This is a genomic window from Pusillimonas sp. T2 (genome assembly GCF_002236805.1).
Lineage (GTDB): Bacteria > Pseudomonadota > Gammaproteobacteria > Burkholderiales > Burkholderiaceae_B > Neopusillimonas.
Window position 1 is genome coordinate 66424 of the sequence record NZ_NIQA01000010.1, and the last position, 25918, is coordinate 92341.

A 25918-nucleotide genomic window follows, 5' to 3' on the forward strand; every position below is an offset into this window, starting at 1 on the left:
AAACCACGATTTTTATGCGGACAGACTTAACCTTATTATAAAAACGAAAGACGTTCGTTTTTGATGAGGTGCCTGGCGCCGTGTTTTGGCACATTCTCATCTTTCTCCATTTTTCAGGAGCATGTCCATGATTGCTGCCGACATTCGTACCCAAACACTCAATCCGGCCAAACTGCCGGGTTTGTTCAAAAAGCAGTTTGAATTGTGCAAAGTCAGCCCGGGCCAAACCGTGGCTATTGTGAGCGACTTGGGCACGCGTACCGAATATATCGAGGCGGCATTCGCGGCGGCTGACATGCTGGGCGCCGATATTTACGAAATGAAGGTCAATATGATTCCGGGCTGGACCAATGTGGGTGTACCCACGATTGGAAAATGCAAGGGCACGCTGGAGGCACTGAAGGCATGCGACATGATTCTGATTTTTCATGTGCCGCTTTTTGCCGCATGGCTGCGTGAAGTCATGCATGCCGGTGTGCGGGTGCAGATGATTATCGATGCGCCCGACGATTTGTATGCGCTGCAGGCGCCTGCGGGGCTTAAAGACGCGGTGATGCATGCGCATCGCATGTATGAAAAGACCAGGCGCGTGCACGTCACGAGCAAGGCGGGTACAGACCTGACCTACTCGTGTGGCGAGTATCCGGTGATGAGTCAGTACGGCTACGCCGACGAGCCTGGCCGTTTCGACCATTGGGGCGTCGGGCTAATTCATACGTTTCCGAATGAGGGCAGCGCGACCGGACGAGTGGTTGTTCAGCCAGGCGATATTGTGATCTTGCCCTACTGTCGCTATGTTCAGGATCAGATCGTCATCGAAATTGAAGGGGGACATATTCGTTCGATAGAAGGCGGGCTAGATGCCACCTTGATGCGCGAGTGGCTGGCCGACGGCAAAGAACATGAGGCCGATATGGACCCCTACGCTATTTCTCACCTAGGATGGGGGATGAACCCTCAATGCCGTTGGGACGCGTTGGCTTTGTACGGTGACTCTCCAGAACGCAGTCGGGCAGCTGCGCGGTGTTTTCCGGGGAATTTCCTGTTTTCTACCGGGCCCAACACGCAAGGCGGCGGCAAGCGAAAAACGCGAGGCCACTACGATTTGCCGATGCGAGATTGCTCCATCGACCTTGACGGGGTACGCGTTGTAGACGCAGGCCGTTTGGTCGATCCGAAAATGATTGTGCAGCGTGAGGCTCGATAACGATGGACATTGCACTTTACCCGGCCCAGGAGCCCTTGAATGAAAACGCTGCGGCGTATCACGCTTATCTCATCGAGCGTGCTCAGGGGCTTACGCCTCTGGAGTTCAACTATGGGTCCGACCCGTATCAAAGTCTTGCCTTGTTTCCTGCCGAAAAGCCAGATGGGCGTGTGCTGTTGTTTTTTCATGGGGGCGGCTGGACCAACGGCTATAAAGAGTGGATGTCGTTCATGGCACCCGCCCTAAACGCCAAAGGAATTACCTTTGTTACGGCAGGTTATCGTCTAGCGCCCGTACATACTTTTCCGACGGGCTTTAATGATTGTGCCCAGGCGCTAGACTGGCTGTGGTCCAACGTGGACGCATATGGCGGCGACGCCAGCAAAATATTTGTCGGGGGACATTCTGCCGGTGGGCATTACGCCGCCATGCTAGCTGTTAGTGAGGCGACGGCGGCCGGCATCCCCTGTCGTACGCGCATACGTGGTTGTGTACCTGTTTCGGGGGTCTACTACTTTGGTGATAACTCCGGTATGGCTGTTCGGCCGCGGTTCTTGGGGCCGCTTGAGGCCGGTCTGGACCAAAGTGCCTCGCCCCTGCACCTGGTCGATCATGGCTTGCCGCCATTCTTGTTGACGTGGGGGGACAATGACTTTCCGCACTTGAAGCGACAAGCCTTGGAAATGAAAGCAGCGCTTGCGGAACAAGGCAACATTGCGGACATGCTGGAACTGCCTGGCTGCAACCACTTTACGGCAAGTTACGCTGCAGGTGATATTGACGGGATGTGGGTCAACGCTGTCGACGTATGGTCTGGGCGGCTTTTGACATAATCTGTTCCTTTCTTAAGGGGCGTAAGACGAACTCAATTCTGAGTTTGACAAAAAATGCGCATAATAAGGTAAGCTAACCTTACCAAATTATTTCACCGAGGCAGGAGACCATGCGCGATATCGACGAATTCACGATTACGACGGCTGTAAAGCAAATGACGGGCCCCAAGGCAGACCCGCGCTTGCGCGAGATCATGGACTGTCTGGTCAGTCATCTTCACGATTTTGCGCGCGAGGTGAAACTCACTGAGGCCGAGTGGTTTCAAGCGGTGCAGTTCTTGACGCAGGTGGGGCAAATTTGCGATGACAAGCGCCAGGAATTCATCTTGTTGTCGGACACCTTGGGGTTGTCGACGCTAGTCACGGCACAGAACAACCGTAAGCCCAAGGGGTGCACCGAAGCGACGGTATTTGGCCCGTTCTACGTCGAGGGGTCTCCGCTGTATAACCACGGCGACGATATCTCCAACGGGGCAAAAGGCGTACCTTGCTTTGTTTCGGGTACGGTCAAGGGCCTTGATGGTCTACCGATTGCGGGCGCAGAGCTTGCGGTCTGGCAGTCTGATGATGAGGGCTTTTACGATGTGCAGCGGCCCGAGGTGCACGAACACCAGGCCCGTGGCCGCTTGCGTACGCGTGATGACGGCAGCTTCGATTTTCGGTCGATTTTGGCGGTGCCGTATCCTATCCCGCACGACGGCCCGGTTGGAAAAATGCTCGACGCACTCGACCGCCATCCGTGGCGCCCCGCACATTTGCACTTCATGATTACCGCCCCGGGCTATGAACGCCTGATTACGCACATTTTTAACGAAACCAGCGACTACCTCGAGTCGGACGCGGTGTTTGGCGTGCGTTCAACCCTTGTGGTGGATTGGGATCGGCACGAACCCGGTACTGCACCCAATGGTACGACCATGAATGAGCCGTACTACACCGTTTCTTATGACTTTGTCCTGAATCCGCAAGCCTAAGTCGCGTTATACGGTTTTTGCATAAAAAGTATAGTCAGACAGCATTATCCGGATGCCCGCGCGGTTTGTAGACTGCATCGATAAAACTGCGTTATTGTCGTTTGCAGATAATTCGGGCCGTGCAGCGGCTTTAAAACAACAGGAGGATTCATGAGCAATAAACCCAAGATCGTGGTGACGGTCGCCCCTACGGGCGGTATGGCCAGCAAAAAACAAAACCCTGCATTGCCGACAACCCCCGAAGAGATCGCTGCCGACGTCTACGATTGCTATAACGCAGGGGCCAGTGTGGTGGCGGTTCATGCCCGTCGTGCGAGCGATCAGGAAGCCACCTGCGACCCAGCGGTTTATACCGAGATCAATCGCCGCATTCGAGACAAGTGCAACATCATCCTAAACAACTCGACCGGCGGCGGCATTAACGGCGACATGATTCACCAGCTCAATAACGGGCTCTGGGAAATCAAGTTCGAAGAGCGCCTGAAAGGTATGGAAGGTGAGGGCGTGGAAATGTGCACGCTCGACGCGCAAACCATCTGCGCCACGTTTGGCGATAAAGAAATTCTGGTTCCCACCACACCCAAACGGGTTCGCGAACTGGCCGACAAAATGAAGGCGCGCGGCATCAAGCCCGAATGGGAGGTTTTTGCGCTGTCCGACTTGCTGGAAGTTGGCAAAATTCTCAAAGAAGTCGACGAAGAGCCTTACTTTATCAATATGGTGCTGGGCGTAGCGGCGTTCCAGGGCGGCTTGCCCTACACGCCCAAAATCATGCAGTTGCTGGTCGATCACCTGCCCAAAGGTGCTATTTTCAACGTCAGCGCCATCGGCCCGGCGCAGTTGCCGGCCGCCATGCAGTCGCTATTGCTGGGTGGCCATGTGCGGGTTGGCCTTGAAGACAACCTTTATTACGAGCAGGGCAAGCTGGCGACCAACGTGCAATTGGTCGAGCGCATCGTTCGCCTGGTTCGCGAAATGGGTTACGAGCCGGCGACGCCGGACGAGGCCCGCCAGATCATGGGGCTGCCCCGTCGCAAGTAAACGGTCAATCTACTTGTTATGAGCACAGATACTTTCTGCGCCGTTGCTACCGTCCGGCAAGACTTGCCTGACGGTAGTTTTATTTTGCGCAATGCCCACCCTTTGCAGCCCTATGGTCGTTGCATTACCGATGCCTTGCTGCTTTGGGCCGAACGCACGCCCGACGAGACCTTTCTGGCGCAGCGTGCCGGTAATCTTGATGCGCCCGAACCGTGTTGGCAGCGGCAGTCTTATGCGCAAACGCTTATGCGCGCCAGGGCGGTTGGGCAGTATTTAATTAATGCTGGGTGCGGGCCAGACGCTCCATTGGCTGTGGTGGCCGAGAACAGTATCGATACAGCCAATATTTTGCTCGGGGCGCTGTATGCTGGCGTTCCGGTAGCGCCCGTGTCTCCGGCTTATGCTTCAGTCGATGCGGCATTCGACAAATTGCTGGCGTGCTTTTCTGCACTTAAGCCCGCTGTGATTTATACCGATAACCTGTCCCGGTACGGTGTTGCGTTGGTCAAGGCGTGCACCGAAGACGTTATTGTGATTGCTCCCGGGGCGCCTACGGGTGCGGTAGCGCTTGACGAGGTGCTGGCTACGCCGGCAGGCAGTGTTGACGTGCACAACGCAAGCATTGCCCCGGACGATGTCGCCAAAATTTTGTTTACCTCGGGTTCAACCGGTGTGCCAAAAGGGGTCATCAATACACAGCGTATGTTGTGCGCCAACCAGCAGCAGTTGGCGCAGATCTTCCCGTTTGTGCAGCAGCGCAAGCCTGTGCTGGTTGACTGGTTGCCCTGGCATCACACCTTTGGCGGCAACGAAGTGTTTTTTCTGGCTTTGAGCCACGGCGGCACGCTGTATATCGATGCCGGCAAACCAGCCGGTGCGCTGTTCGAGCGTACGGTCAATAATTTGCGCGACGTCTCGCCGACGATTCACTTCAATGTGCCTTTGGCCTTTCATCAACTGGTTAATCGCATGATGCACGACGAGGTGTTATGCCAAAGTTTCTTCAACCGGCTTGACCTGATTTTCTATGCCGGCGCGGGCATGCCGCAAAAAACGTGGTCTGACCTCGAAGACCTGGCTGTCAAGGTGCGTGGTCACCGCGTGCCTTTGGTTACCGCGTGGGGCGCCACTGAAACCGCGCCGCTGGCGACGGGGGTGTTTTTCGATTCCAGGCGTGCCGATAATATTGGTTTGCCGGTGCCGGGTTGCGACATCAAGTTCGCGCGTGTCGATGACCGTTACGAGCTGCGCGTCAAAGGGCCTAATGTGTTTCCAGGTTATCTGGCGCGCCCTGATTTAACGTCATCGGTTTTTGATGATGAAGGCTATTTCCGTTCGGGCGATGCGGCGCGGCTCGTGGACGACGCCGATCCGGCCCAGGGCATTATTTTTGAGGGCCGGATTGCCGAAGACTTCAAGTTGCAAAGCGGTACCTGGGTCTCGGTGGGGCGCTTGCGTGGGTTGTTATTGGGCGAATTACTGCCGGTGGTGGCCGATGTTGTTATTGCCGGGTCGGGTCGCACCGATGTCCGTGCCTTGGTTTTTATCGACCTGGCGGCGGCGCGTCGTTTGGTGGGCGATGCCACTCTAAACTACGAAGCGTTGGCCCAGCATGTCGATGTGGCGTCATTTGTGCAGGCGGGGGTGAGTCGTTACAACCAGCGCAACCCAGGCAGCGCCATGTACATTGCCGCTTATGTGCTGGCTACTCAGCCGCCCTTGGCCCAAGCCCGTGAAATCACAGATAAAGGCTCGCTGAACCAGGCGAATGTACTGGCCAATCGCGCTCAGGCCGTTGAGGCGCTATACGCCGATTAGGCGGGCTGGCAGGCCGCTGCACCCACCTCGAAGTACTGGCTGGGGTGCAAATACGGAAATGGGTTGTCATTGTGTGTGACGACAGTCGTTATATGGTGTTCCTGAATCAGATGTTCCAGCGTGGCCGGCAGCCAGGCCAGGGTGGCCGTTTCAAGCGTGGCGAAGGGTTCGTCAAGTAGCAGCACGCGCGGACGTACTACCAGTGCCCGGGCAATCGACACACGCTGTTGCTGGTCTTGCGTTAGCCGACTTGCCCGCGTGTGCATTACATTTCCTAATTGCATGCGTTGCAGGGCAATGGCGGTATCGACATGCAGTTCATCACGCGATTTATGTCTTCCGTGGGCCCGGTTCACTGCCAAAAAGACATTCTGGTAGGCGGTCAGCCAGGGCAGCAGGGCGGGCCACTGAGGCACGAGTGCCCGTTCTGGTCCAGGGCCTGTCACCTCTTTGCCGTTACAAATCACCCCGCCGCGTCCGGGCTCGATCAGACCTGCGATCAGTAATAAAAAGCCCGACTTGCCTTTGTTGGGTGGTCCATGCACTACGAGGGTAGTGCCTTGTGACACGGTGACGTCGACATTCAGCAGCGACAACCCTGCGGCTTCTGCGCTGTCGGTGCAGACCTGTTCCAGTGAAATGAACTTTGGGTTATGCATAGTGACGTGGTGTAAAGCGTGTTTCGGTTGCCTGGTGGGTGTGGCGGCGCAAGCAATGGGCTCAGCGCCGTCTTATCAGTCGAAAAGGCACGCGCAACCACGCCGGGAAAATGGCATATCGGAAGGTTTGCCATGGGTTCAGGTCAAGCATTTTTGCAGTAAAGCGGTAGTTGTTGTCCATCGGGCACCCTATACATGTCGTGGCCGCGGGCGCGGTATGTAAAGATTATTTAGCAAAAAGCGTGCCATTGTTTAGGGTCAACCCTAGGTACGATGTGCGCCATTGTGGTGCGGTTGCGTTGTGTGCTGCCCCGAAGCGGGGCAGCACGTTAAAATGGCGACTCTTCCCGGAGGTCGATTTCATGCCTATGTCGCTGGCAGAGCATCTGCGTCAGTTTCGCGCTGTACTTGCGGTGTGCAAAACAGGCAGTACGTCACAGGCGGCGACCATTCTCCCGTTGTCGCAGTCGGCCATTGCGCGCGCCATCCGTGAGCTTGAAACCGCCGTGGGCGTGCCTATTTTCGACAGAACCGCGCGTGGCATGTTGCCCACGACCGTCGGCCAATTGCTGTCGCACCGTGCCGAACGCGCTTTTTCGCAATTGCGCCAGGGTGAGCACGAGGCCTTGAGTTTGGCCGAACAAAACCCACCCCACGTCCCGGCCGGCCGGTTTGCCGGTACTTGCGGCTACCGCCATTTGCAAACCTATATTGTGTTTTGCGAGGCGCGCAGTGAGACGGCCACCGCCGGTCGTCTGCAGGTTAGTCAGCCAGCCGTTAATCAAACCTTGCGTCAGCTCGAACACATGCTGGGGGTTCGTCTGTTCCACCGTTCTGCTCGGGGCGTACGGCTAACCGAAAGCGGCGAAGTCGTTTTGCAGCGGGCCAAGCTGGCGCTCGACGAGTTCCGGCAAGCTTCTGAAGACCTGGCTGCGTTTCAGGGACGCATGCGTGGGCGTCTGGTGATCGGCTCGTTGCCGCTGTCGTCGGGGGCGCTGGTGCCGCGTGCCGTTGACCGCGTGTTGGCGCAATACAAAGATTTGAGCGTCAGTATTGTTGATGGCACGTACGACGGCCTGATGTATCAGCTGCGTCATGCTGACATCGATGTGCTGGTGGGGGCGTTACGCCCACAGGCGCCGGGGGCAGATGTTATTCAAACACCTTTGTTCGAAGACACCTTGTCGGTGGTTGTCCGCAAGGGCCACCCACTTGAGGGGCGTACCATCGCGGGCCTTGACCAACTGGTGGGCGAGTCCTGGATCGCGCCGTTGCACGGTACGCCGGCACGCGATGCCTTCGAACGCGCCTTTCACGCGGTTGGCGTCCAGCCGCCATCAACCGTGCTCGAAGTGAACAGCGCCATTGTGCTGCAGGCGTTATTGCAAGACAGCGACCGATTGGCCTTGCTGTCGCGCCGGCAAATGTTTCACGGGATATCTGCCGGCGCGTTCAGTGTCTTGCCCGTTCCGGTCAAAGAAACGACTCGTTATATTGGCTTGACCATGCGCGCCGACGCCGACCCCAATATCACCATGAAGTCGTTTATTCATGAGCTTGGCAGGTTGGCCGCCTCGTTGGTATAGCGGCTGGCGTATAACCAGAACGCCTAGGTAGGGTGCCGATTGGCATTGGTGGCGAAAACCGTGTGGTGCGATGATATTGACCATTCCAAAGTGTTTTGGAAGTCACACATATCTATAACTATATACGGAGATGCGCCATGTATTCTTTTATTGGTAAGCGTTTTAAAGTGGGCGCCGCGGCCTGTGCAGTGGCCGGCAGCCTGCTCGCAGCACCGGTTCTGGCCGACGAAATCAAGGTTGGCTTGCTGAGTCAGTATTCGGGCACTTATTCCTGGTGGGGTCAAGAATACGACCGTGGTGTCGAAATGTTCATGGCCGAAACCGGCGGTAAAGTCGGCAATCACACTATTAGCGTGGTCAAGCGTGACGAAGGCGGTGCAAACCCGCAGCGCGCCCGTCAACTGGCACAAGAGCTTATCGTTCGCGACAAAGTGCAATACCTGACCGGCGGTGTGTTTACGCCTACCGTCATGGGCACCTCCGACATCGTCGACCAAACCAAAACGCCTTACGTTTTTGTTAACGGCGCAACGTCCAGCATGACCAATAAAACGCCCTACTTTGCACGCGTGGGCTATACGTCCTGGACATACGCCGTTCCCCTGATGAAGTGGGCCTACGAACAGGGTGCTCGCGAAGCCGTTACGGTTATTGCCGACTACGCGCCGGGTACAGACATTGCCCAGGCGTTTGATACCAGCTTTACCGAGTTGGGCGGCAAAGTTACCGACCTCATCAAAGTGCCGCTCGGTACCACCGACTTCTCTACCTACCTGCAGCGCATCTCCGATTCGGGTACCAAGCACGTCTTCATGTTCATGCCTGTAGGCCCTATGTCGGCTAGCTTCATCAAGGCCTTCCAAGACCGTGGTTTAGGTAAAGCTGGCGTGCAGTTGTATGCGGGCGCCGAAACGCAAGAGTCCGACTTGCCGGCTATCGGTGATTCGGCTCAGGGTATTGTCACTTCGTTGCACTATTCGCCTTACCTCGACAACCCCGAAAACAAAGCGTTTGTAGAAAAATACAAAGCAAAATTCGGCCCCGATGCAATCCCCAGCCTGGCTTCCATGGGTGCTTACGACGCCATGCAAGTTATTGCGCACATGATCAAGGCGACCGACGGTAAAAAAGACGGTGACGCTGCCATGGCATCCATCAAGGGTTATTCCTGGAAGAGCCCTCGTGGCCCCGTCACCATCGATCCGAACACACGCGAAATTACACAAAACATCTACATTCGCAAAGTTCAGAAAGTTGACGGCGGTTTGCTGGGTAACGTTCCTGTCCACACCTACGAAGCCGTTGCCGAGCCCTGGCACGCGCGCAATCCCAAGTAAAGCCAAAATTACGTAGTACACGGCGCGGCTCCAATATCACCGGGGCCGCGCCTATCAAAATAGCCGCTGGTTTCAGGTGGCAAATCTTTCCTCAAGGGGGACATCATGGGTGTACGTTTTGCCGCGCGTATGGCGCGGGGTGCTGTGTCGTTCGCGGCGTTTTCAATGTTGGCGGTTGGTGCAGCTCAAGCAGCAGAAATCAAGGTTGGTTTGCTTAGCCAGTATTCGGGTACGTACGCTTGGTGGGGGCAAGAATTTGACCGCGGCGTTGAGCTATTTCTGTCTGAAACGGGCGGTAAAGTAGGCGATCACACGATTACTGTCGTCAAGCGTGACGAGGGCGGCACCAGCGCCCAACGTGCCCGGCAGCTTGCACAAGAGCTGGTTATCCGTGACAAGGTTCAGTATCTTTTGGGTGGGGCATTTACGCCCACCATCATGGGTACCGCAGATATCGTCAACCAGACCAAGACGCCTTATGTCATGGGTAATACAGGCACATCCAGCGTTACTGATAAATCGCCGTATTTTGTTCGCGCAGGCTTTACCCAGTGGCAGTTGAATATGCCGTTGACAAAGTGGGCGTACGAACAAGGCGCCCGTAAGGTTGTAACGATCGGCGCCGATTTTGCGCCCGGGCACGATGCGCTTGAAGCATATGCGGTTGGCTTTAAAGATATGGGGGGCGAGGTTGTTGAAGAAATTCGTGTCCCATTGGGTACGACCGACTTTTCTACCTATTTGCAACGCATTCAAGATGCCGGCGTTAAACACGTATTTATGTTCATGCCCGTTGGCCCTATGTCGGCAGGCTTTATCAAGGCATTTTATGAACGTGGCTTGAACAAGCAGGGCATTGCGCTGATGGCGACCAACGAAACCATGGAATCTGATTTGCCGGCAATTGGTGATGTTGCGATTGGCATGGTGACCGCCCAGCATTACACGCCTTATCTTGATAATGCAGCAAACAAGGCGTTTGTTCAAAAGTACAAAGCCAAGTTTGGCGCCGACGCAATACCTAGTTTGGGGTCGTTGGCTGTTTACGATGGTATGCATTTGATCGCCCAAATGATTAAAGCGACAAATGGAGAGAAAGATGGTGATAAGGCCGTGGCTGCAATTAAAGGCTATGCGTGGGAAAGTCCGCGCGGGCCAGTAAAGATCGACGCAGATACGCGTGAAATAGTGCAAAACGTCTATATGCGCCGTATCGAAAAGGTCGATGGCGTTTTGGGTAATGTGCCTTTTCAAACCTTCGAGGCTGTCGTAGAGCCTTGGCACGCCAGAAAGGCCAAGTAATTCCTGTTGTCAAAGGGGCGGCTCGTCTAGTCGCCCCACGTTTATACGAGTTGTCCCATGCCAAATGCGCTATCTACATTTCTTACCCTGACCATCGACGGGGTGTCCTACGGGATGATGCTGTTTCTCATCTCGGTCGGCCTCACGATTACGCTTGGGGTGATGCGGGTCGTTAACCTTACGCACTCCGCGTTCGCCATGATTGGCGGGTTTATTACCTTGTGGCTGATGCGCTCAGCTGACATGAATTTTTTTGTGGCGCTGCCGGTCGGCGTTCTCGCCACCATGGCACTGAGTCTGATCCTCGAGCGTACCTTGTACCAGTGGGTGTACAAGTGCGATCCGCTCGGACAGTTGCTCATGACTATTGGTATGACCTTCGTCATTACGGCGCTGGTCAAAAACCTTGCCGGCCCGCAAATTCAAAGCATTGCGCTGCCTGACGTCTTGTTGGGGCAGTGGTCGTTGGGCTCGCTCAATATTTCGGTGTATCGCTTGTTCGTGCTGGGCTTAAGTGTGGCGGTGGCTGGTGCGCTTTGGCTGTGCCTTGAATACACCACGTTCGGTGCGCGTTTGCGTGCGGCGGTCGATAACCCGCGCATGGCGCGTTGCGTGGGCATTAATGTGCCGCTGGTGTTCTCGGTAACGTTTGCGATCGGCTGCGGCTTGGCGGCGCTGGGTGGTGCTGTTGGCACACAAATGCTCCCGCTCGAGCCCTACTACGGCCTGAAATACCTGGTGTTGGTCCTGATCGTGGTTGCCGTTGGCGGCTTGGGCAGCCTGAAGGGGTCGCTGTATTCGGCGCTGTTGCTTGGCCTGATCGATACGATGGGTCGTTATTACATCCCTGCGTTGGGCGGTTTCATTATTTACCTTGCTGTATTGGCTATTTTGTTGGCCCGCCCGCAGGGTCTGGTTGGTCGTGCAGGCTAAGGGGGGCACATCATGAACAAACAATCTGATGCAAATCTGGTCGTTGGGGCATTTCGTCGGCAACGCTATAACTTGGCCGACGCCGCGCTGGTGGTGGCCGCTGCATTAACGCTGTTATTTGGCGAGTACTACCTGGCGCTGGCAGCGTTCGTGGTCATTATGGCCATCTTTGCGCTGTCGTTAGACCTGGCGCAGGGGTACGGTGGGGTCGAGTCCCTAGGGCACGCGGCCTTCTTTGGCGTGGGCGCTTACGCTGCGGGCTTGTATTCATTGCATTTCTCACCCGAACCCATCAGCGGGTTGTTGGTGGCCGCCATTGCAGCCGGTGTCGTGGGTTTGTTGTCGGGTTTTGCCGTGCTGCGTACGCAGGGCCTTACCCAGTTGATGCTTACCCTGGCCGTGGCGACCTTGCTGTACGAGCTGGCCAACGTTGCCAAAGGCATTACCAATGGCGACGATGGCCTGACGGGTTACGATGTCGCCCCGTTGCTGGGCATGTTCCAGTTCGATATTTATGGCTACACCGGTTTTGTATATGCCTTTGTTGTGCTGGTGCTGGTGTATGCGCTGCTTAAAAAACTGGTGAATTCATCCATTGGTCAAACCGCCCAAGGTATTCGCGAAAACCAGACCCGTATGCGCATGTTGGGCGTGTCCGTCGAAAAGCGCTTGTGGGTGCTGTACACCATTTCGGCAGCGGTCGCAGGTATTGCGGGCGGCTTGTCGGCACAAATCAATCGCATCGTCGGTCTCGATTCCCTGGCGTTTACGTTGTCGGCCAACGTCGTCGTGATGTTGGCGTTGGGCGGTACTGGTCGTCTTTATGGTGCGTTGTTCGGCGCCTTATTGTTTGTGGTGTTGTCCGATCGCGCAGCCGCCATCGACCCCACCAACTGGCTGGCGGTGCTGGGCGTTGTCCTGATTCTTATCGTACGTTATGCCCCCGATGGCCTGGCCGGCTTTGTGGCGCGCATGGTCGCCAAAAGGAGTGAAAAATGACAGCAGCACTTGAACTTCAAGGGCTGAGCAAGCAGTTCGGTCAACTTAAAGTTACGCAAGACGTTAGTCTCAAGCTTGAAAAAGGGGTGCGTCATGCACTCATCGGCCCTAACGGTGCGGGCAAAAGTACGCTGGTGCACCAAATTACCGGCTTGCTTCAACCGTCGAAGGGTCGGGTATTGCTTAACGGCACCGACATCACCGGCATGTCACCCGAAAAACGTGTGAAGCTGGGTCTGGCGCGTACGTTTCAAATCAATTCGTTGTTCAATCGCCTGACGGTTGCCGAGAACATCGGCTTGGCGTTGTCGGCCCGCGAGGGGCGCGATGGCCGTCTGTTCAGCAGTATCACGCAATCGCCCGAACTGATGGATGAAGCGGCTGCGCTGCTGCATTCGCTCGGTCTGCTCGAGCTGGCCGGCAAGAGCATTTCCGATCTGGCCTATGGGCAGCGCCGGCTCATCGAAATCGCGTTGGCTCTGGCGCTCAAGCCGTCCGTGCTTCTGCTCGACGAGCCCGTAGCCGGGGTGCCGTCAACTGAAGGGGCGCGTTTGTTCGATTTGCTTGAGCGTCTGCCTGACGATGTGGCTGTGCTGGTCATCGAGCATGATATGGATCTGGTCTTCCGTTTTGCCCAGCGTATTACCGTGCTGGTCGAGGGGGCGGTACTGGTCGAAGGAACTGTTAAAGAAGTGCGTAGCGACCCACGTGTACGCGCGGTATACCTGGGGGAGCGTCATCATGGCTGAACTGTTGAAAATTGATAACCTGTTTGCCGGCTATGGTGAAACCGTGGTTATCGAAGGGCTGTCGCTTGCTCTTTCCGAGGGCGAGGCTATTAGTGTGCTGGGTCGCAACGGTGTGGGTAAATCCACCTTGCTCAATACGGTGCTTGGCTTAACAACGCAGCATTCGGGCAGTTTGCAGTATTTGGGTAAAGATATTGCCAAGGTGCCCAGTCACGAGCGTGCCATTGCGGGCCTTGGCCTGGTGCCCCAGGAACGCGAAATTTTCCCTTCGCTGACCGTGCACGAAAACCTTCGGGTCGCGCAGCAACCCGGCGAATGGGATCTTGACCGCATCTACGAGCTATTCCCGCGCTTGGCCGAGCGTCGGCGCAATATGGGCAATCAGTTGTCGGGCGGTGAGCAGCAAATGCTGGCCATCGGGCGTGCACTGATCGGCAACCCGCGTGTTCTGTTGCTCGACGAGCCCTTCGAGGGCTTGGCGCCGATCATCGTCGATATGTTGGTTGATGCTTTCCAGAAGCTGCATCAGGGCTCGCGCATGGGTATTGTGCTGGTAGAACAGCATGCCGAATTGGCGCTTGAACTGACCGAACGCGCGATTGTGCTCGACCGGGGCAAGGCGCGTTGGGAAGGGGAAAGCCATGTGTTGCTTAACGATCCCGACCAGTTGGCACAGCTGATTGGCCTGGGTGCCGAAGAAGAATGATTTTTTATTTATAGCAATATAAGTAAATTGCGCCGGTGTGCGCCTTATCTCACTGGTCGTTTCCGGAGGGTTTGGGCACACTAGCCCAGATACTCAAGTTCAGGTTTGAAGGGGATTCCTAATGACAACATCTAAAGACTCCACACCACTGGCTGGCCTGGTGGTCAGCGCGCATTCGGCCGACTTTGTCTGGCGTGCGGGCGGTGCTATTGCCGCTCACGTCGAACAAGGCTATCGCATGAAAATCGTTTGCTTGTCGTTTGGCGAGCGCGGCGAATCGGCCAAATTGTGGCGCAAGGGCGAAATGACCCTTGAAAAAGTTAAAGCGGCGCGTCGTGAAGAAGCGCAGAAGGCTGCCGATATTCTTGGCGCCGAAATCGAGTTCTTCGATCTGGGTGATTACCCGTTGCGCGTCAGCGACGAGGCCCTGATGCGTTTGGTTGATATCTATCGCGAACTTCAACCCGCCTTTGTGCTCAGTCACTCGGCCAAAGACCCCTACAACTTCGACCACCCGCTGGCCATGCACGTGGCACAAGAAGCGCGTGTCATTGCCCAGGCCGAAGGCCACAACCCAGGGCAGAAAGTAGTGGGCGCACCGCCGGTTTATGCATTCGAGCCGCATCAAACAGAGCAATGCGAATGGGTGCCCAACACCTTCCTCGATATCACCCATGTATGGGACAAAAAGCGCCAGGCGATCGAGTGCATGGCAGGCCAGGAACACCTGTGGGCTTATTACACGCGCGTTGCACAGCAGCGTGGCGTACAGGCCAAGCGCAACATTGGTATTACCGCGGCACGAAACATTGAATATGCCGAAGGTTATATGCGTCTTACCCCCAGCGTCGTCGGAGACTTGTCATGAATCGTGGTGTTGTCGTTCGTAAAGTAACGCGTGCAGCGCAAGCCGATATTGACATGCTACGTGAGGCCGGATCGGCCACTGTGCACGAGGCCCAGGCTCGCCTGGGCTTGCTGGCGCCGTATATGCGCCCTATCTGGTCGGGGGCGCAAATTGCCGGTTCGGCCATTACCGTACTGGCCCCACCCGCAGACAATTGGATGATCCACGTCGCGATGGAGCAATGCCAGGCTGGCGATATTCTGGTTGTGGCCACCACTTCCGAGTGTACCGACGGCTATTTCGGTGATCTGCTTGCGACGTCGGCCATGGCGCGAGGCGTGTTGGGTCTGGTTATCGACGCCGGGTGCCGTGACGTTGCAGTGCTTAAAGAAATGGGCTTTCCTGTCTGGTCTAAAGCTATCTCGGCGGCCGGTACCGTTAAAGAAACCCTCGGGTCGGTGAATATTCCGGTTGTTTGCGCTCAGCAAGTGGTCAACCCAGGTGATGTCATTGTTGCCGATGACGATGGAATCGTTGTGGTTCCGGTTGCACAAGCCGCCAAGGTGGCCCAGGCCGCGCGTCAACGCACCGAAAAAGAAAACGCTACGCGCGATGTGCTGGCGACCGGAAAGCTGGGGCTTGACCACTACGGCATGCGCGAACGCTTGGCCGAAAAAGGTCTGCGCTACGTCGACTCACTCGACGAAATCTAAGCACGCCAGGGCAACGTATGCAAACCAGGATTCCATGCGTGCAGATGCGAGGGGGTACGTCCAAGGGGGCGTACTTCCTGGCGACCGATTTGCCAGCTGATACGGCCCTTCGAGATCGCGTTTTGCTTGCCGTCATGGGTTCGCCCGATGCGCGGCAAATCGACGGTATCGGCGGGGCCGACCCGCTGACCAGCAAGGTGGCCATTCTCGGGCCTGCTTCGCGCCCCGATGCCGATATCGACTACTTGTTTGCCCAGGTGGTCGTCAATGAAGCCCGCGTCGACCTTGGCCAGAATTGCGGCAATATTCTGGCGGGTGTTGGCCCCTACGCTATCGAAGCCGGCATGGTCAAAGCTGTGCATGGGGTGACACGCGTGGCCATCCATATGGTCAACACGGGGCAAATTGCTGTTGCGTCGGTACCCACGCCTAATGGCGTGGTCCAGTACGACGGCGACCAGGCTATCGACGGCGTGCCGGGTACGGCTGCGCCTATTCCCATCGAGTTTCGCGACACGGCAGGCTCGACCTGCGGCGCGCTGTTGCCGACAGGTAATGTCAGCGACATCATCGATGGCGTTCAGGTGACGTGTATCGATAACGGTATGCCGATGGTGCTGCTGCGTGCGGCCGATATGGGCCGCACGGGGCGCGAATCGCGCGCCGACCTCGACGCAGATGTCCAGCTCAAGCAGCGTATCGAAGCCATCCGCCTTAAGGCGGGGCCTATGATGAATCTGGGCGATGTCGCTCAGCGTACTGTACCCAAAATGTGCTTGGTCTCCGAGCCTGCCCAGGGCGGCGCTATCAATACGCGTTGTTTTATTCCTCATCGCTGTCATGCCTCTATTGGCGTCTTGGCGGCGGTTAGTGTCGCTACCGCAGTGGCTTTGCCCGGGTCAGTTTGTCAGGGTGTGGGGCAGATGCCCTTGGGTTCGAATCCGTGCCTCGACATCGAACACCCCACGGGGCATTTAAGTGTCGAGCTGACGCTGCAAGGCGAAGGCAGCCAGGTTAGCGTTGTCAGCGCCGCGCTTATTCGCACGGCACGTTGGCTTTTCGACGGGCGTGTACATATTCCGTCGCGTATCTGGTCGGGCCCCGGCCAGTAAATTTATACAGGTTCACCATGAGCAAACAAGCACTACTGCTATTGCCAGGTCTGTTGTGTGATGAGGCCGTCTGGACACATCAGCAGCGGGCTTTGTCGGCCATTGCCGATTCCTTTGTGCCCGACTACAAGTCGTTGGACTCCATTACCGCCATGGCCGAAAAGGTCTTGCGCGATGCGCCCACCCAGGTATTCGCGCTTGCAGGACACTCTATGGGCGGGCGTGTGGCCCTCGAGGTGGTGCGTATGGCGCCCCAGCGCGTCTCGCGTCTGGCTTTGCTCGATACTGGGTTCGAGCCGATCGCTGCAGGCGAGGCTGGCGAGCAGGAACGCGCCAAGCGCATGCGCTTGCTCGACATTGCCAAGGCCGAGGGTATGCGTGCCATGGGTAAACAGTGGGCGCCGGGCATGGTTCACCCCGACCGCGTCAACTCGCCGCTTTTCGACGATATCCTCGACATGATCGAGCGCCGTACTCCGGGCGAGTTCGAAGCGCAAATTAATGCGCTATTGGGTCGCCCCGATGCCGGCCCGGTACTGGCGTCGCTGTCGTGCCCCACTAGCCTGATTTGTGGCCGTCAAGACGCCTGGAGTCCCTATGCGAGACACGAAGTCATGCAGGGCATGATTCCTGCATCGCTGGCTACCTTAAGTGCCGTCGAAGACAGCGGGCATATGTCGACCATGGAGCGGCCGGATGCGGTCAGTGCCTTGCTGGCACAATGGTTGTTGCGTTAACTGATATCTGAGGTATACATGAGCTCATCTGTTGAAGACGTCCTGGCGATTCAGGCGGTATGTAAAGACTTGGCCGCCCGCACGGCCTATTACTCCGACTTGCAAGACTACGAATCGTTTGCGCAGTTGTTTACCGAGGATGCGCAACTGACACGGCCCGGTGGCACGCCGTTAGTGGGTCGTCAGGCCATTCTCGATTCATATCGCGCAAAGCCGGCCGACCGCATTACCCGTCATTTTGTGACCAATTCTGTGGTGTACGACATTACGCCCGGCAGTGCGTCCATGAGCAGCTATGTTTTGCTCTGGAGCAGCTCTACCAACGAGCCGGTCGAAGCCTTTGGCCGCAAAGCCAATGCGCGCCAGGTTGCAGGCGAATTCATCGACAAGGTTGTACTGACCGACGAGGGCTGGAAAATTGCCGAGCGCAGCGCAATTTTTCATATGTACACCGACTGACTTCATTGATCATCGTCTTGCCGGAGGATGCTATGGCGAATGACAAAAGCGCGCCCGAGATTCGCAAGATCGGGCTGATTGGTTTTGGCGAGGCCGGCAGCTTGTTGGGCGAAGGCCTGGTCAAGGCGGGCCTGTGGGTTACGGCCTACGACATCAAGTGTCACGACGCGAACGCGTTGTCATCGCTCGAGCAGCGTGCCGAAGCTGCAGGCGTTTTACTCGCTGCATCGCTTGAGCAGGCCGTTTCCTCGGTTGATCTGGTGGTGTCGGCGGTAACGGCCAGTTCGGCGGCGCAGGTGGCTGAACAAGCCGGCCCCCTTATGCGGGCCGGCCAGTATTTTCTGGATATCAACTCGGTGTCGCCCTCGACCAAGGCGCACGACCGTAATGCCATAGAAAGCGCCGGCGCGGCCTATGTCGAAGCTGCAGTCATGGCGCCCGTGCCGCCCTACGGTTTGCATGTGCCTATGCTGCTAGGGGGCTCGCAAGCACAAGCGGTATCGACGGCGTTGAATGCCCTGGGCATGCGTACCCGGGCGGTGTCGGCCGACGTTGGCGTGGCGTCGGCGATCAAAATGTGTCGCAGCGTCATGATCAAGGGCATTGAGGCCTTGACGGTCGAATGCCTGACGGCGGCCCGTCGTTACGGTGCCGAGCACGAAGTGCTGGCTTCGCTCGCCGAAACCTTTCCGGGCATGGGCTGGACGGAAAAGCAGCCTCATTATTTAATCAGCCGCGTGGCGGAGCATGGCCGTCGACGTGCGGCCGAGATGCGTGAGGTGGCAGAAACCTTGTCCGACGCGCAGGTCGACCCAGTTATGGCTTTGGCGACGGCAACGCTGCAAGACGCCTTTGTTGATTTGATGGCGGCCAAAGGCGTGGCTTACCCGAAAGATCAAGCCTTTGACTGGCCGTCGTTTATTGATCAGCTGCGCAACTGAAAGACAGGCCACCGTTGTGTCCATCTCGAGACCGTCGGTATAAAAACAGCCCCGGCTTTGTGAACCAAAGTCGGGGCTGTTTTCATGCCGCGGCATAACGCTGCGGCATTGGGTTGAGGCGCTTAAGCAGCCCGAAGGTGTTTAAGCTGGTTGTGTGGGTCGATGACGAATTTCTTGGGTGCGCCGTGATCGAAGGCTTCGTAACCGCGCGGTGCATCGTCTAGCGAAATCACCTGCACACCGACGATTTCTGCGATGTTGATGCGGTCCCACAAGATGGCTTGCATCAGGGCACGGTTGTACTTCATGACGGGCGTTTGGCCTGTGAAGAAGCTGTGCGATTTGGCCCAGCCCAGCCCGAAGCGAACACTCAGTGAACCGTGTTTGGCGGCATCGTCGACGGCGCCGGGGTCTTCAGTGACGTAGAGGCCGGGAATACCGATTTTGCCGGCGGCACGGGTGATGTTCATGAGCGAGTTCAGGACCGTGGCGGGCGCTTCGACCTGCGAGCCGCTGTGGCCGTGGCCGCGCGCCTCGAAGCCAACGGCGTCGATGGCGCAGTCTACTTCGGGGGTACCCAGGATGGCGGCAATTTGTTCGCCCAGCGGGGTGTCGAGCGAGACGTCGACGGTTTCAAAGCCGACGGCACGGGCATGTGCCAGACGTTCGGCGTTCAGGTCGCCCACAATAACGACAGCAGCGCCCAGTAAGCGTGCCGATGCGGCGGCCGATAACCCGACCGGGCCAGCGCCGGCCACATACACCGTACTGCCTGGGCCTACCCCTGCCGTTACCGCGCCGTGAAAGCCGGTGGGCAAAATATCAGACAAGCAGGTCAGGTCGCGAATTTTTTCCATGGCCTGATCGCGATCGGGGAACTTGAGCAAGTTGAAGTCGGCATACGGCACCATGACGTACTCGGCTTGGCCGCCGATCCAGCCGCCCATGTCGACGTAACCGTAGGCGCCGCCCGCGCGTGACGGGTTGACAGACAAGCACACGCCGGTGTCTTGTTCTTTGCACGTACGGCAACGGCCGCAGGCTACGTTAAAAGGTACCGAAACGATATCGCCCTTTTTCATGGTTTCGACGTCACGGCCGACTTCGAGCACTTCGCCGGTGATTTCGTGGCCCAGAATAAGGCCGGTGGGGGCGGTGGTACGGCCGCGCACCATGTGCTGGTCTGAGCCGCAGATATTGGTGGACAGTACTTTAAGAATGACCCCGTGTTCGGCTTTTTTGCCGTTGGGGGCGACGAGTTCGGGGAACGGGATGGATTGAACTTCTACCTTGCCTGGGCCGACGTAGGCAACGCCTCGATTAGATGACATGTCTCTTGCTCCTTTGTGGTTGGGGTAAAGCTTTGGGTCTTGTTATGTACGGTTTCCTGATAATAGCAACTCCGCACGGTTATGACGTCTTGCGTTGCAATATTTCGGGTCGCCCCCAATCGGGGTCGCCGCGCCAGGCGGGTTCGATCGTGACACTGCCGCCGGCAATGCGTGAAACGCAAGTACACATTTTGTGCTGTTCGGCTTGTTGGGCCGGGCTGTAAAAAACGTCGCGATGGTCGATGGCGCCATCGGCAGCAATGATGTCGACACTGCACAAGCCGCATTCGCCGCGACGGCAATTTGACAGTGTGGTGACACCGGCGGCATTCAGTGCGTCTAGCATGGTTTGCCCAGTGCCCACGCTTACGTCAATGCCCAAGCGCGGTACATGTACGGTAAACGTTTGTGTGGGGTGGTGTCCGCTGGCGCCAAAAGTTTCGTATCGAAGATTGGCGCTGGGCCGTCCTTGTTGAGCCCAAATGCTGCGTACCGCTTCCATCAGGCCGATCGGGCCGCACATGGCCAGTTGGCCGTCGGGTGGCAGCGCGCCGATCAAGGCATTTAGGTCGGGTGCAGGGTGGGTGTCTGCGACGTGAATATCAAGGGCATCGCCCAGCAGGGTACGTAAGGTGTCGGCATAGGCCTGCTCTTGCGCGTTACGCACCAGGTAAGTCATGTGTACGGGCCGTTGGCGCTGAACCAGTGCGCGGGCGTGACTGACCAGTGGCGTAACGCCGATTCCGCCGGCCAGCAGCAATACGTCGGGCGCAGTCCAGGAAGGCTCGAACAGCGAAACGGGTTCGCTGGCGCGCAAACGTGTGCCGGATTTGAGCGACCACATGTATTGCGAGCCGCCCCGACTGACATCGACGGCTTTGACCGCAATGATGACTTGCCCGTTGGTATGGCTATCGACAATGGAGTAAGAGCGGGTTTCGGGCAGGTTGCCCACTATGACCTGGACGTTGATATGCGCGCCTGCGGCTGCGGTTACCGCTTGGGGGAATTGCAGCGCAAATTCGCGGACGGTGGGCGTCAGGTCGCGTACCTGCACAACCTGCGTGTCGAACCATGTCAAACCGTTCACGCCCGCACCTCTTTTAGTGCAATGACTTTGCCTGCATGTGCGTCGTTGGTTTCTTTGTCGATCATCTGGTCAATCAGGCGGCGCGCCCACAGCGAACCGGCGTCGATGCTGAGGTTGTAGAACTCGCGGTCAGGCAGGCGATTCATGGCTTGTTGCTGGGCTTCGATAATGGTTTCGTCTTCGTGCAGTATGCCGCCGGCCGCTTGCAGAACTTCGCGTGTTACGCGTTGCTCGTTGATGCGGTAATTACGCATGTGACACCAGAAGTAATAGGTGTGTTGTTCGGTAGACGGGGTGGGAATGTGAATGACCCACATACCGACGCCTTGAGAGCGATCACCTTCGGGCGCACCACTGCCCGCCGGGGCGACACCAACGTCAAGCGCAATGGTGCTGGGGGCTTTGAAATGAATGATTTGCCAGCGGTCGACCGGGCCGGGCTTGCCCAATTGAGCCGCCCAAAAGGCCGGAGCCTCTTCGTTTAGTACCCAGCGGCGTACCGTGGCAGTGGTTTCGCCGTGTACGGCATCGAATGGCGCTTCGGCCAAGGCTTCGTTGCCGATACTAGAGGCGTGTACGTAAGTTTCGTGGGTGAGGTCCATCAGGTTGTCGAGCACAAGGCGGTAGTCGGCCTTGACTTCCACCATGTTGCCATCGCCCGCCCATTGCGCGTCGGTCATCCATTTCAGGTCGGGGATGAGTGCCGGGTCGGCCAGTGCCGGGTCGCCGGGCCATACCCAGATAAAGCGATGCCGCTCGACGATGGGGTAAGACCGTACACAGGCTGACGGATTGATGGTTTCCTGGCTGGGCATGTGTGTGCAGCGGCCTTCGGCATTGAATTGCAGACCGTGGTAACCGCAGCGGACTTCGTCGCCCACCAGCGTACCCAATGAAAGCGGTACCAGGCGATGCCAGCAGGCGTCGGCCAGGGCTACGGCTTTGCCGTTGGTTTGGCGGTACAGCACCATGGGCTCGTTGCAGATGGTGCGCGACAGCAGTTTGCGGCCGACTTCGGCGTCCCAGGCGGCCACATACCAGGCGTTCATGGGAAAGGTGGGGCGTGCCGACATGGTTGTCTCCGGCAAGATAATTGTTTTAGTAGAGGGCGGCCCCGGCGGGCGCCGGGGCTTTGGCGTGCGACGACTAGCGTGCGTCGGGTACGCGGCGGGTTTTCATGAAGTCTTCGAACGATTCGCCGCGCATGATCGCGTAGACCTCGAGGTTGGATTTGCGTGCAACGCGGGCGAACTTTTCGAGGACGAAAAAGTTGACCCCGTGCTGCACCAGACCCAGCCAGTCTTGCTTGCGAACCAGGTCTTTTTCGGTGTCGTTCAGCCCGGCTTCGGTCATGACCCCTTCGGGGTCTTTCAGGTAGCGTTCACGCCACTCGGCCTTGATCATGTTCCAGAAAAACCGGTTGACGTTCAGGGTGCGATTGCAGGTACGGATGTCGAAGGCATAGGTGCCTTCGATGTTTTCAATGCCTTCAAGTTGTGGATTCATGTCAAGCCCCTTAAGCGTTGGCAGCGGCAGCGGTTGCCTGGTCGGCACTGGCGCTGACTTCGTCGCCTTCAAACAAAACGACAGTCATGGCGGTGGTGGTGGCCAGGTAGTAGTTTTGATGGATTTTGTTGATTTTTTCGGGCATGGCACCGCGCATGGCCAGCCACATGATTTGTTCGACGCTTTCGGCGCCGCCCAGTCGGACATAGTCGGCGTGGGTCATGTCGAGCAGTTTTTTCGGGTTGTGTTGCAGCAGCTCAAGGAATTCGAGATCCCATTCTTCGTTGTTGAAGCCGGTGCGTTCGCCATGAATCTGGTGCGACAGGCCGCCGGTGCCCACAATGACGACATTCAAGTCTTTGGGGTAGGACTCGATGGCGCGACGAATGGCTTGACCCAGTTTGTAGCAACGGCGGGGCGTAGGCAGGGGATACTGCAATACGTTGACCGCAATAGGGACAATTGCACCGGGCCAGTCGGGCTCGTGTTTCCAGAGCAGCGGTAGTGGCGAAGCGCAACCATGGTCGATGGGCTTGTTCTGGAAGATGGTCAGGTCGAACTCGTCGTTGACGAGGGACTCGGCAATATGCGCCTGAAGATCGACGTCGCCCTTGATTTGCGGCAGGTTGCGCAGGCCAGCGCCTTCGTCGGCAATGGGGAAGCGTTCGCCGACGCCCAAGGCAAATGTCGGGTACATGTCGAAGAAGAATGTGGTGGCGTGGTCGTTATAAATGAAGACCAGAACATCCGCTTTTTTGTCTTCGAGCCATTGGGCGACGGGTTTGTAGCCGTCAAACAGCGGCTTCCAGGCGGGATCTTCTTGACGACCGCGGTCGTAGGCCAGGGCGATGGTGGGGACGTGGGAGGTGCCGATGCAGCCAATGATTTTAGCCATGATGGTTCCTGGTAACGATTAAAGTGACACGTATCCGGCTTCTTCGGCCGCCAGCTTGTACAACACGCTGCGCATCATCAGGCCGGGTTTGTCGGGAGCAAAGTTAAGGTCGAATTGAGGTTCGATATCAGTTTGGACTACCTTGAGTATGGCTTCAAGGGCGTCGACATCTTCGAGGTAGGCCTTTGTCGAGGCGTCGTACATGAACTGGTTGATTTCGGCGTCATCGTGGGCGAAGTCGCGCGAGTTGAACCACCAGTAGTGAATACGACCGTTGGACTCAGGCGTGATCAGGTGGGTGATGTTGAAACGGTACACCGACGGTTTACCCTCGTCGGGTGCATGATCGATGATCTGGGCAAATGCCGTATGAACGGCCGGTGACGCAAAGCGTGCTTCGGACAGTCGGTCGACATCTTTGTGCATAATTTTTGCCGGAATGCCGTAAATGCCCGGGGGCGGCGAATTCTTAAGCGATCGGTCGATGATGACGACATTGCCGTCCTGGCGCACCTTGAGTTTGGACCGGGCGTAAGCCGCAGTGCCGACGGTACCTGGATGCAAAAACGGGAAGTGGGTTTGATCGAGCAAGTTTTCGTGCATCGATACATAGTCGCAGTCCATGGCAAACGAACCGCCCACGCTGGCCCAGGCTGGGTCATTTAGCCAGGAGGTGTCAGGGATAAGGCTTTCGTCGGCCAGATCGGGGTTGCCCATCCAGATCCAGACCAGGGGGCCGCGCTCGGCCAGCGGAAACGAGCGGACATTAGCGTTGGCCGGCACGATTGGCATGGACGGCATGTTGGTGCAACGGCCCGATGGGTCGAATGCCATGCCATGGTAGCCACAGACCAGGGTGTCGCCTTCGAGGCGACCTTTGGCCAGCGGGAATGAGCGGTGCGGGCAACGGTTGCGCACGGCGATGGGTTCGCCGGCCAGGGTGCGATACAACGCGACGTCGACACCCAGAAAGCGGCGCGCGATGATATCGCGGGAGATTTCTTTGGCTAGCCCGGCGACATACCAGGCGTTGCGTACCAAGGGTGTGTTGTGGTCGGCATAGGCGCCGCGTTCGAATGTAAAGGCTATGTCGTCGGTGTAAGTCATGAGGTGTCTCCTAGGCGTCGAGGACCAGGCGCGCGCCGGTTGTGCGGGAAACGCAAATACAAAGCGTCTCGCCGGATTGTTTTTCGTCTTGATCGAGATAGCGGTCGCGGTGGACCAGCTCGCCATCGGTGTCGAGGACGGGCAAGGGGCACAGGCCGCATTCGCCGCGTCGGCAGTCGGACAGTACGCTGACTCCGGCTTGAGTAAGAGCATCAAGGATGCTGACGTCGCGACCGACGTGAACAACCCGGCCCGACGCGCGTAATTCGACATCGAAGGCGACGTCGTTAACCGTAGGGCCGGATGAGAACAGTTCACTGCGCACCCGACCGGTGGGCCAGCCCAGAGCGTCGGCCGCGGCCTGAACCGCGTGCACCATGGGTGCGGGGCCGCATACGTAAACGTTGGTGTGGGCGGGCTGCGCGGCTAGCACGCTACGAAAATCGAGCGGATTTTGGTTGGATTCGCCACTGATATGAATGCGGGCCTGGGCCCCACCCAAACGCTGGACATCTTGCCGGTAAGCCATGTCGGCGGCGTTGCGCCCGGCATAAATCATTTCGAAGGGCTTGTTGCGACGTACCACGCTGCGCAGCATGGAAAGAATGGGCGTGATGCCGATGCCGCCCGCAATAAGCAGGGTTTTGCCGTCGCGCCGATCGAGCGGGAAATGATTTTTTGGAGGCGAAATGTGAAGGGGGGTGCCGACAGCAAAGTGGTCGTGGATATAGGCCGACCCGCGTTGCCGGTCTTCGCGCTGGATGGCAATGCGGTAGATGTCGGGGGTGTCGTCCCAGGTGCCTGTACCGCCAATCAGCGAATAGTGTCGAACGATTGGGCCGCTGACGGGCGATTGCGTGTGCAGCTCGATGTGAGCGCCCGGTTCGAAGCGGGGCAGCGGCGCACCCGAGGGCGCACGCAGCAGGTATTCGCGGATGCGAGGGGTGAGCTGGCGTATGCCTGCGACCACGACGGGGATATTGCTTTGGGGCACGGCTTGTCTCCGGGGAACGTATAAACGTCGTTCACGAATATT

At 57.4% G+C, this 25918-nt stretch carries 26 protein-coding genes; 18 read left to right on the plus strand and 8 right to left on the minus strand.

Annotated features, from left to right (window positions below; translation table 11 throughout):
* Positions 1 to 127: 127 nt before the first annotated feature.
* The 5 genes from PuT2_RS13705 (at position 128) to PuT2_RS13725 (ending at position 5873) form a co-directional block, all read left to right on the plus strand.
* The gene (locus PuT2_RS13705; protein ID WP_093971557.1) at positions 128 to 1207 is read left to right on the plus strand and encodes a hypothetical protein; all 1080 of its coding nucleotides are present in this window, start codon (positions 128 to 130) and stop codon (positions 1205 to 1207) included.
* A 2-nt stretch (positions 1208 to 1209) separates the two neighbouring features.
* Positions 1210 to 2040, plus strand: a complete 831-nt coding sequence (locus PuT2_RS13710) for an alpha/beta hydrolase (RefSeq protein ID WP_093971558.1) — start codon at positions 1210 to 1212, stop codon at positions 2038 to 2040.
* Positions 2041 to 2150: 110 nt separating this feature from the next.
* Positions 2151 to 3014: an intradiol ring-cleavage dioxygenase gene (locus PuT2_RS13715; protein WP_093971559.1), complete on the plus strand. Its 864-nt coding sequence runs from the start codon at positions 2151 to 2153 to the stop codon at positions 3012 to 3014.
* Between the two features lie 150 nt (positions 3015 to 3164).
* Positions 3165 to 4055 carry a 3-keto-5-aminohexanoate cleavage protein gene (locus tag PuT2_RS13720; RefSeq protein ID WP_093971560.1) on the plus strand — a complete coding sequence of 297 codons (891 nt, stop codon included), beginning with the start codon at positions 3165 to 3167 and terminating at the stop codon, positions 4053 to 4055.
* An 18-nt stretch (positions 4056 to 4073) separates the two neighbouring features.
* A complete protein-coding gene (locus tag PuT2_RS13725) occupies positions 4074 to 5873 on the plus strand; it encodes a feruloyl-CoA synthase (RefSeq protein WP_093971561.1) in 1800 nt (599 codons plus the stop codon).
* On the opposite strand, the gene PuT2_RS13730 is transcribed toward PuT2_RS13725, so the two are convergent.
* Positions 5870 to 6532: an ATP-binding cassette domain-containing protein gene (locus PuT2_RS13730; RefSeq protein WP_093971562.1), complete on the minus strand. Its 663-nt coding sequence runs from the start codon at positions 6530 to 6532 to the stop codon at positions 5870 to 5872. The genes PuT2_RS13725 and PuT2_RS13730 overlap by 4 nt on opposite strands.
* Positions 6533 to 6894: 362 nt before the next feature.
* On the opposite strand from PuT2_RS13730, the gene PuT2_RS13735 reads away from it, so the two are divergent.
* The 13 genes from PuT2_RS13735 (at position 6895) to PuT2_RS13795 (ending at position 18953) form a co-directional block, all read left to right on the plus strand.
* Positions 6895 to 8118, plus strand: coding sequence for a LysR family transcriptional regulator (locus PuT2_RS13735; RefSeq protein ID WP_093971563.1), 1224 nt, complete (start codon positions 6895 to 6897; stop codon positions 8116 to 8118).
* A 137-nt stretch (positions 8119 to 8255) separates the two neighbouring features.
* Positions 8256 to 9455, plus strand: a complete 1200-nt coding sequence (locus PuT2_RS13740; RefSeq protein WP_093971564.1) for an ABC transporter substrate-binding protein — start codon at positions 8256 to 8258, stop codon at positions 9453 to 9455.
* Positions 9456 to 9560: 105 nt separating this feature from the next.
* Positions 9561 to 10757 carry an ABC transporter substrate-binding protein gene (locus tag PuT2_RS13745; protein WP_233574882.1) on the plus strand — a complete coding sequence of 399 codons (1197 nt, stop codon included), beginning with the start codon at positions 9561 to 9563 and terminating at the stop codon, positions 10755 to 10757.
* Positions 10758 to 10814: 57 nt separating this feature from the next.
* Positions 10815 to 11690 (plus strand): branched-chain amino acid ABC transporter permease, encoded by an 876-nt coding sequence (locus PuT2_RS13750; protein WP_093971565.1) that lies wholly within the window; start codon positions 10815 to 10817, stop codon positions 11688 to 11690.
* 12 nt (positions 11691 to 11702) lie between these two features.
* On the plus strand, positions 11703 to 12689 hold the full coding sequence (locus PuT2_RS13755) for a branched-chain amino acid ABC transporter permease (protein ID WP_093971566.1): 987 nt from the start codon (positions 11703 to 11705) through the stop codon (positions 12687 to 12689).
* Positions 12686 to 13438: an ABC transporter ATP-binding protein gene (locus PuT2_RS13760; protein WP_093971567.1), complete on the plus strand. Its 753-nt coding sequence runs from the start codon at positions 12686 to 12688 to the stop codon at positions 13436 to 13438. Before PuT2_RS13755 ends, PuT2_RS13760 begins: the two co-directional genes overlap by 4 nt.
* Entirely contained in the window at positions 13431 to 14144 is a 714-nt protein-coding gene (locus tag PuT2_RS13765) for an ABC transporter ATP-binding protein (RefSeq protein ID WP_093971568.1), read from the plus strand. Before PuT2_RS13760 ends, PuT2_RS13765 begins: the two co-directional genes overlap by 8 nt.
* Before the next feature lie 121 nt (positions 14145 to 14265).
* Positions 14266 to 15012 (plus strand): PIG-L deacetylase family protein, encoded by a 747-nt coding sequence (locus PuT2_RS13770; RefSeq protein ID WP_093971569.1) that lies wholly within the window; start codon positions 14266 to 14268, stop codon positions 15010 to 15012.
* On the plus strand, positions 15009 to 15704 hold the full coding sequence (locus tag PuT2_RS13775) for a 4-carboxy-4-hydroxy-2-oxoadipate aldolase/oxaloacetate decarboxylase (protein WP_093971570.1): 696 nt from the start codon (positions 15009 to 15011) through the stop codon (positions 15702 to 15704). The genes PuT2_RS13770 and PuT2_RS13775 overlap by 4 nt, the downstream gene beginning before the upstream one ends.
* Before the next feature lie 17 nt (positions 15705 to 15721).
* Positions 15722 to 16816, plus strand: a complete 1095-nt coding sequence (locus PuT2_RS13780) for a 4-oxalomesaconate tautomerase (protein ID WP_093971571.1) — start codon at positions 15722 to 15724, stop codon at positions 16814 to 16816.
* 17 nt (positions 16817 to 16833) lie between these two features.
* Positions 16834 to 17553, plus strand: a complete 720-nt coding sequence (locus PuT2_RS13785; RefSeq protein WP_093971572.1) for an alpha/beta fold hydrolase — start codon at positions 16834 to 16836, stop codon at positions 17551 to 17553.
* Positions 17554 to 17571: 18 nt separating this feature from the next.
* Positions 17572 to 18012 carry a nuclear transport factor 2 family protein gene (locus PuT2_RS13790; RefSeq protein ID WP_093971573.1) on the plus strand — a complete coding sequence of 147 codons (441 nt, stop codon included), beginning with the start codon at positions 17572 to 17574 and terminating at the stop codon, positions 18010 to 18012.
* Positions 18013 to 18044: 32 nt separating this feature from the next.
* Positions 18045 to 18953 (plus strand): NAD(P)-dependent oxidoreductase, encoded by a 909-nt coding sequence (locus PuT2_RS13795; RefSeq protein WP_093971574.1) that lies wholly within the window; start codon positions 18045 to 18047, stop codon positions 18951 to 18953.
* 122 nt (positions 18954 to 19075) lie between these two features.
* On the opposite strand, the gene fdhA is transcribed toward PuT2_RS13795, so the two are convergent.
* From fdhA to PuT2_RS13830, 7 genes are all read right to left on the minus strand, one after another.
* Positions 19076 to 20284 carry a formaldehyde dehydrogenase, glutathione-independent gene (gene fdhA / locus PuT2_RS13800; protein WP_093971575.1) on the minus strand — a complete coding sequence of 403 codons (1209 nt, stop codon included), beginning with the start codon at positions 20282 to 20284 and terminating at the stop codon, positions 19076 to 19078.
* A 79-nt stretch (positions 20285 to 20363) separates the two neighbouring features.
* Positions 20364 to 21374: a PDR/VanB family oxidoreductase gene (locus PuT2_RS13805; RefSeq protein ID WP_093971576.1), complete on the minus strand. Its 1011-nt coding sequence runs from the start codon at positions 21372 to 21374 to the stop codon at positions 20364 to 20366.
* Positions 21371 to 22447, minus strand: coding sequence for a Rieske 2Fe-2S domain-containing protein (locus tag PuT2_RS13810; RefSeq protein ID WP_093971577.1), 1077 nt, complete (start codon positions 22445 to 22447; stop codon positions 21371 to 21373). The genes PuT2_RS13805 and PuT2_RS13810 overlap by 4 nt, the downstream gene beginning before the upstream one ends.
* 73 nt (positions 22448 to 22520) lie before the next feature.
* A complete protein-coding gene (locus PuT2_RS13815; protein WP_093971578.1) occupies positions 22521 to 22880 on the minus strand; it encodes a protocatechuate 3,4-dioxygenase in 360 nt (119 codons plus the stop codon).
* Between the two features lie 10 nt (positions 22881 to 22890).
* Positions 22891 to 23775: a gallate dioxygenase gene (locus PuT2_RS13820; RefSeq protein WP_093971579.1), complete on the minus strand. Its 885-nt coding sequence runs from the start codon at positions 23773 to 23775 to the stop codon at positions 22891 to 22893.
* Between the two features lie 18 nt (positions 23776 to 23793).
* On the minus strand, positions 23794 to 24882 hold the full coding sequence (locus tag PuT2_RS13825; RefSeq protein ID WP_093971580.1) for an aromatic ring-hydroxylating dioxygenase subunit alpha: 1089 nt from the start codon (positions 24880 to 24882) through the stop codon (positions 23794 to 23796).
* A gap of 10 nt (positions 24883 to 24892) precedes the next feature.
* Positions 24893 to 25876: a PDR/VanB family oxidoreductase gene (locus PuT2_RS13830; protein WP_093971581.1), complete on the minus strand. Its 984-nt coding sequence runs from the start codon at positions 25874 to 25876 to the stop codon at positions 24893 to 24895.
* Positions 25877 to 25918: the final 42 nt, after the last annotated feature.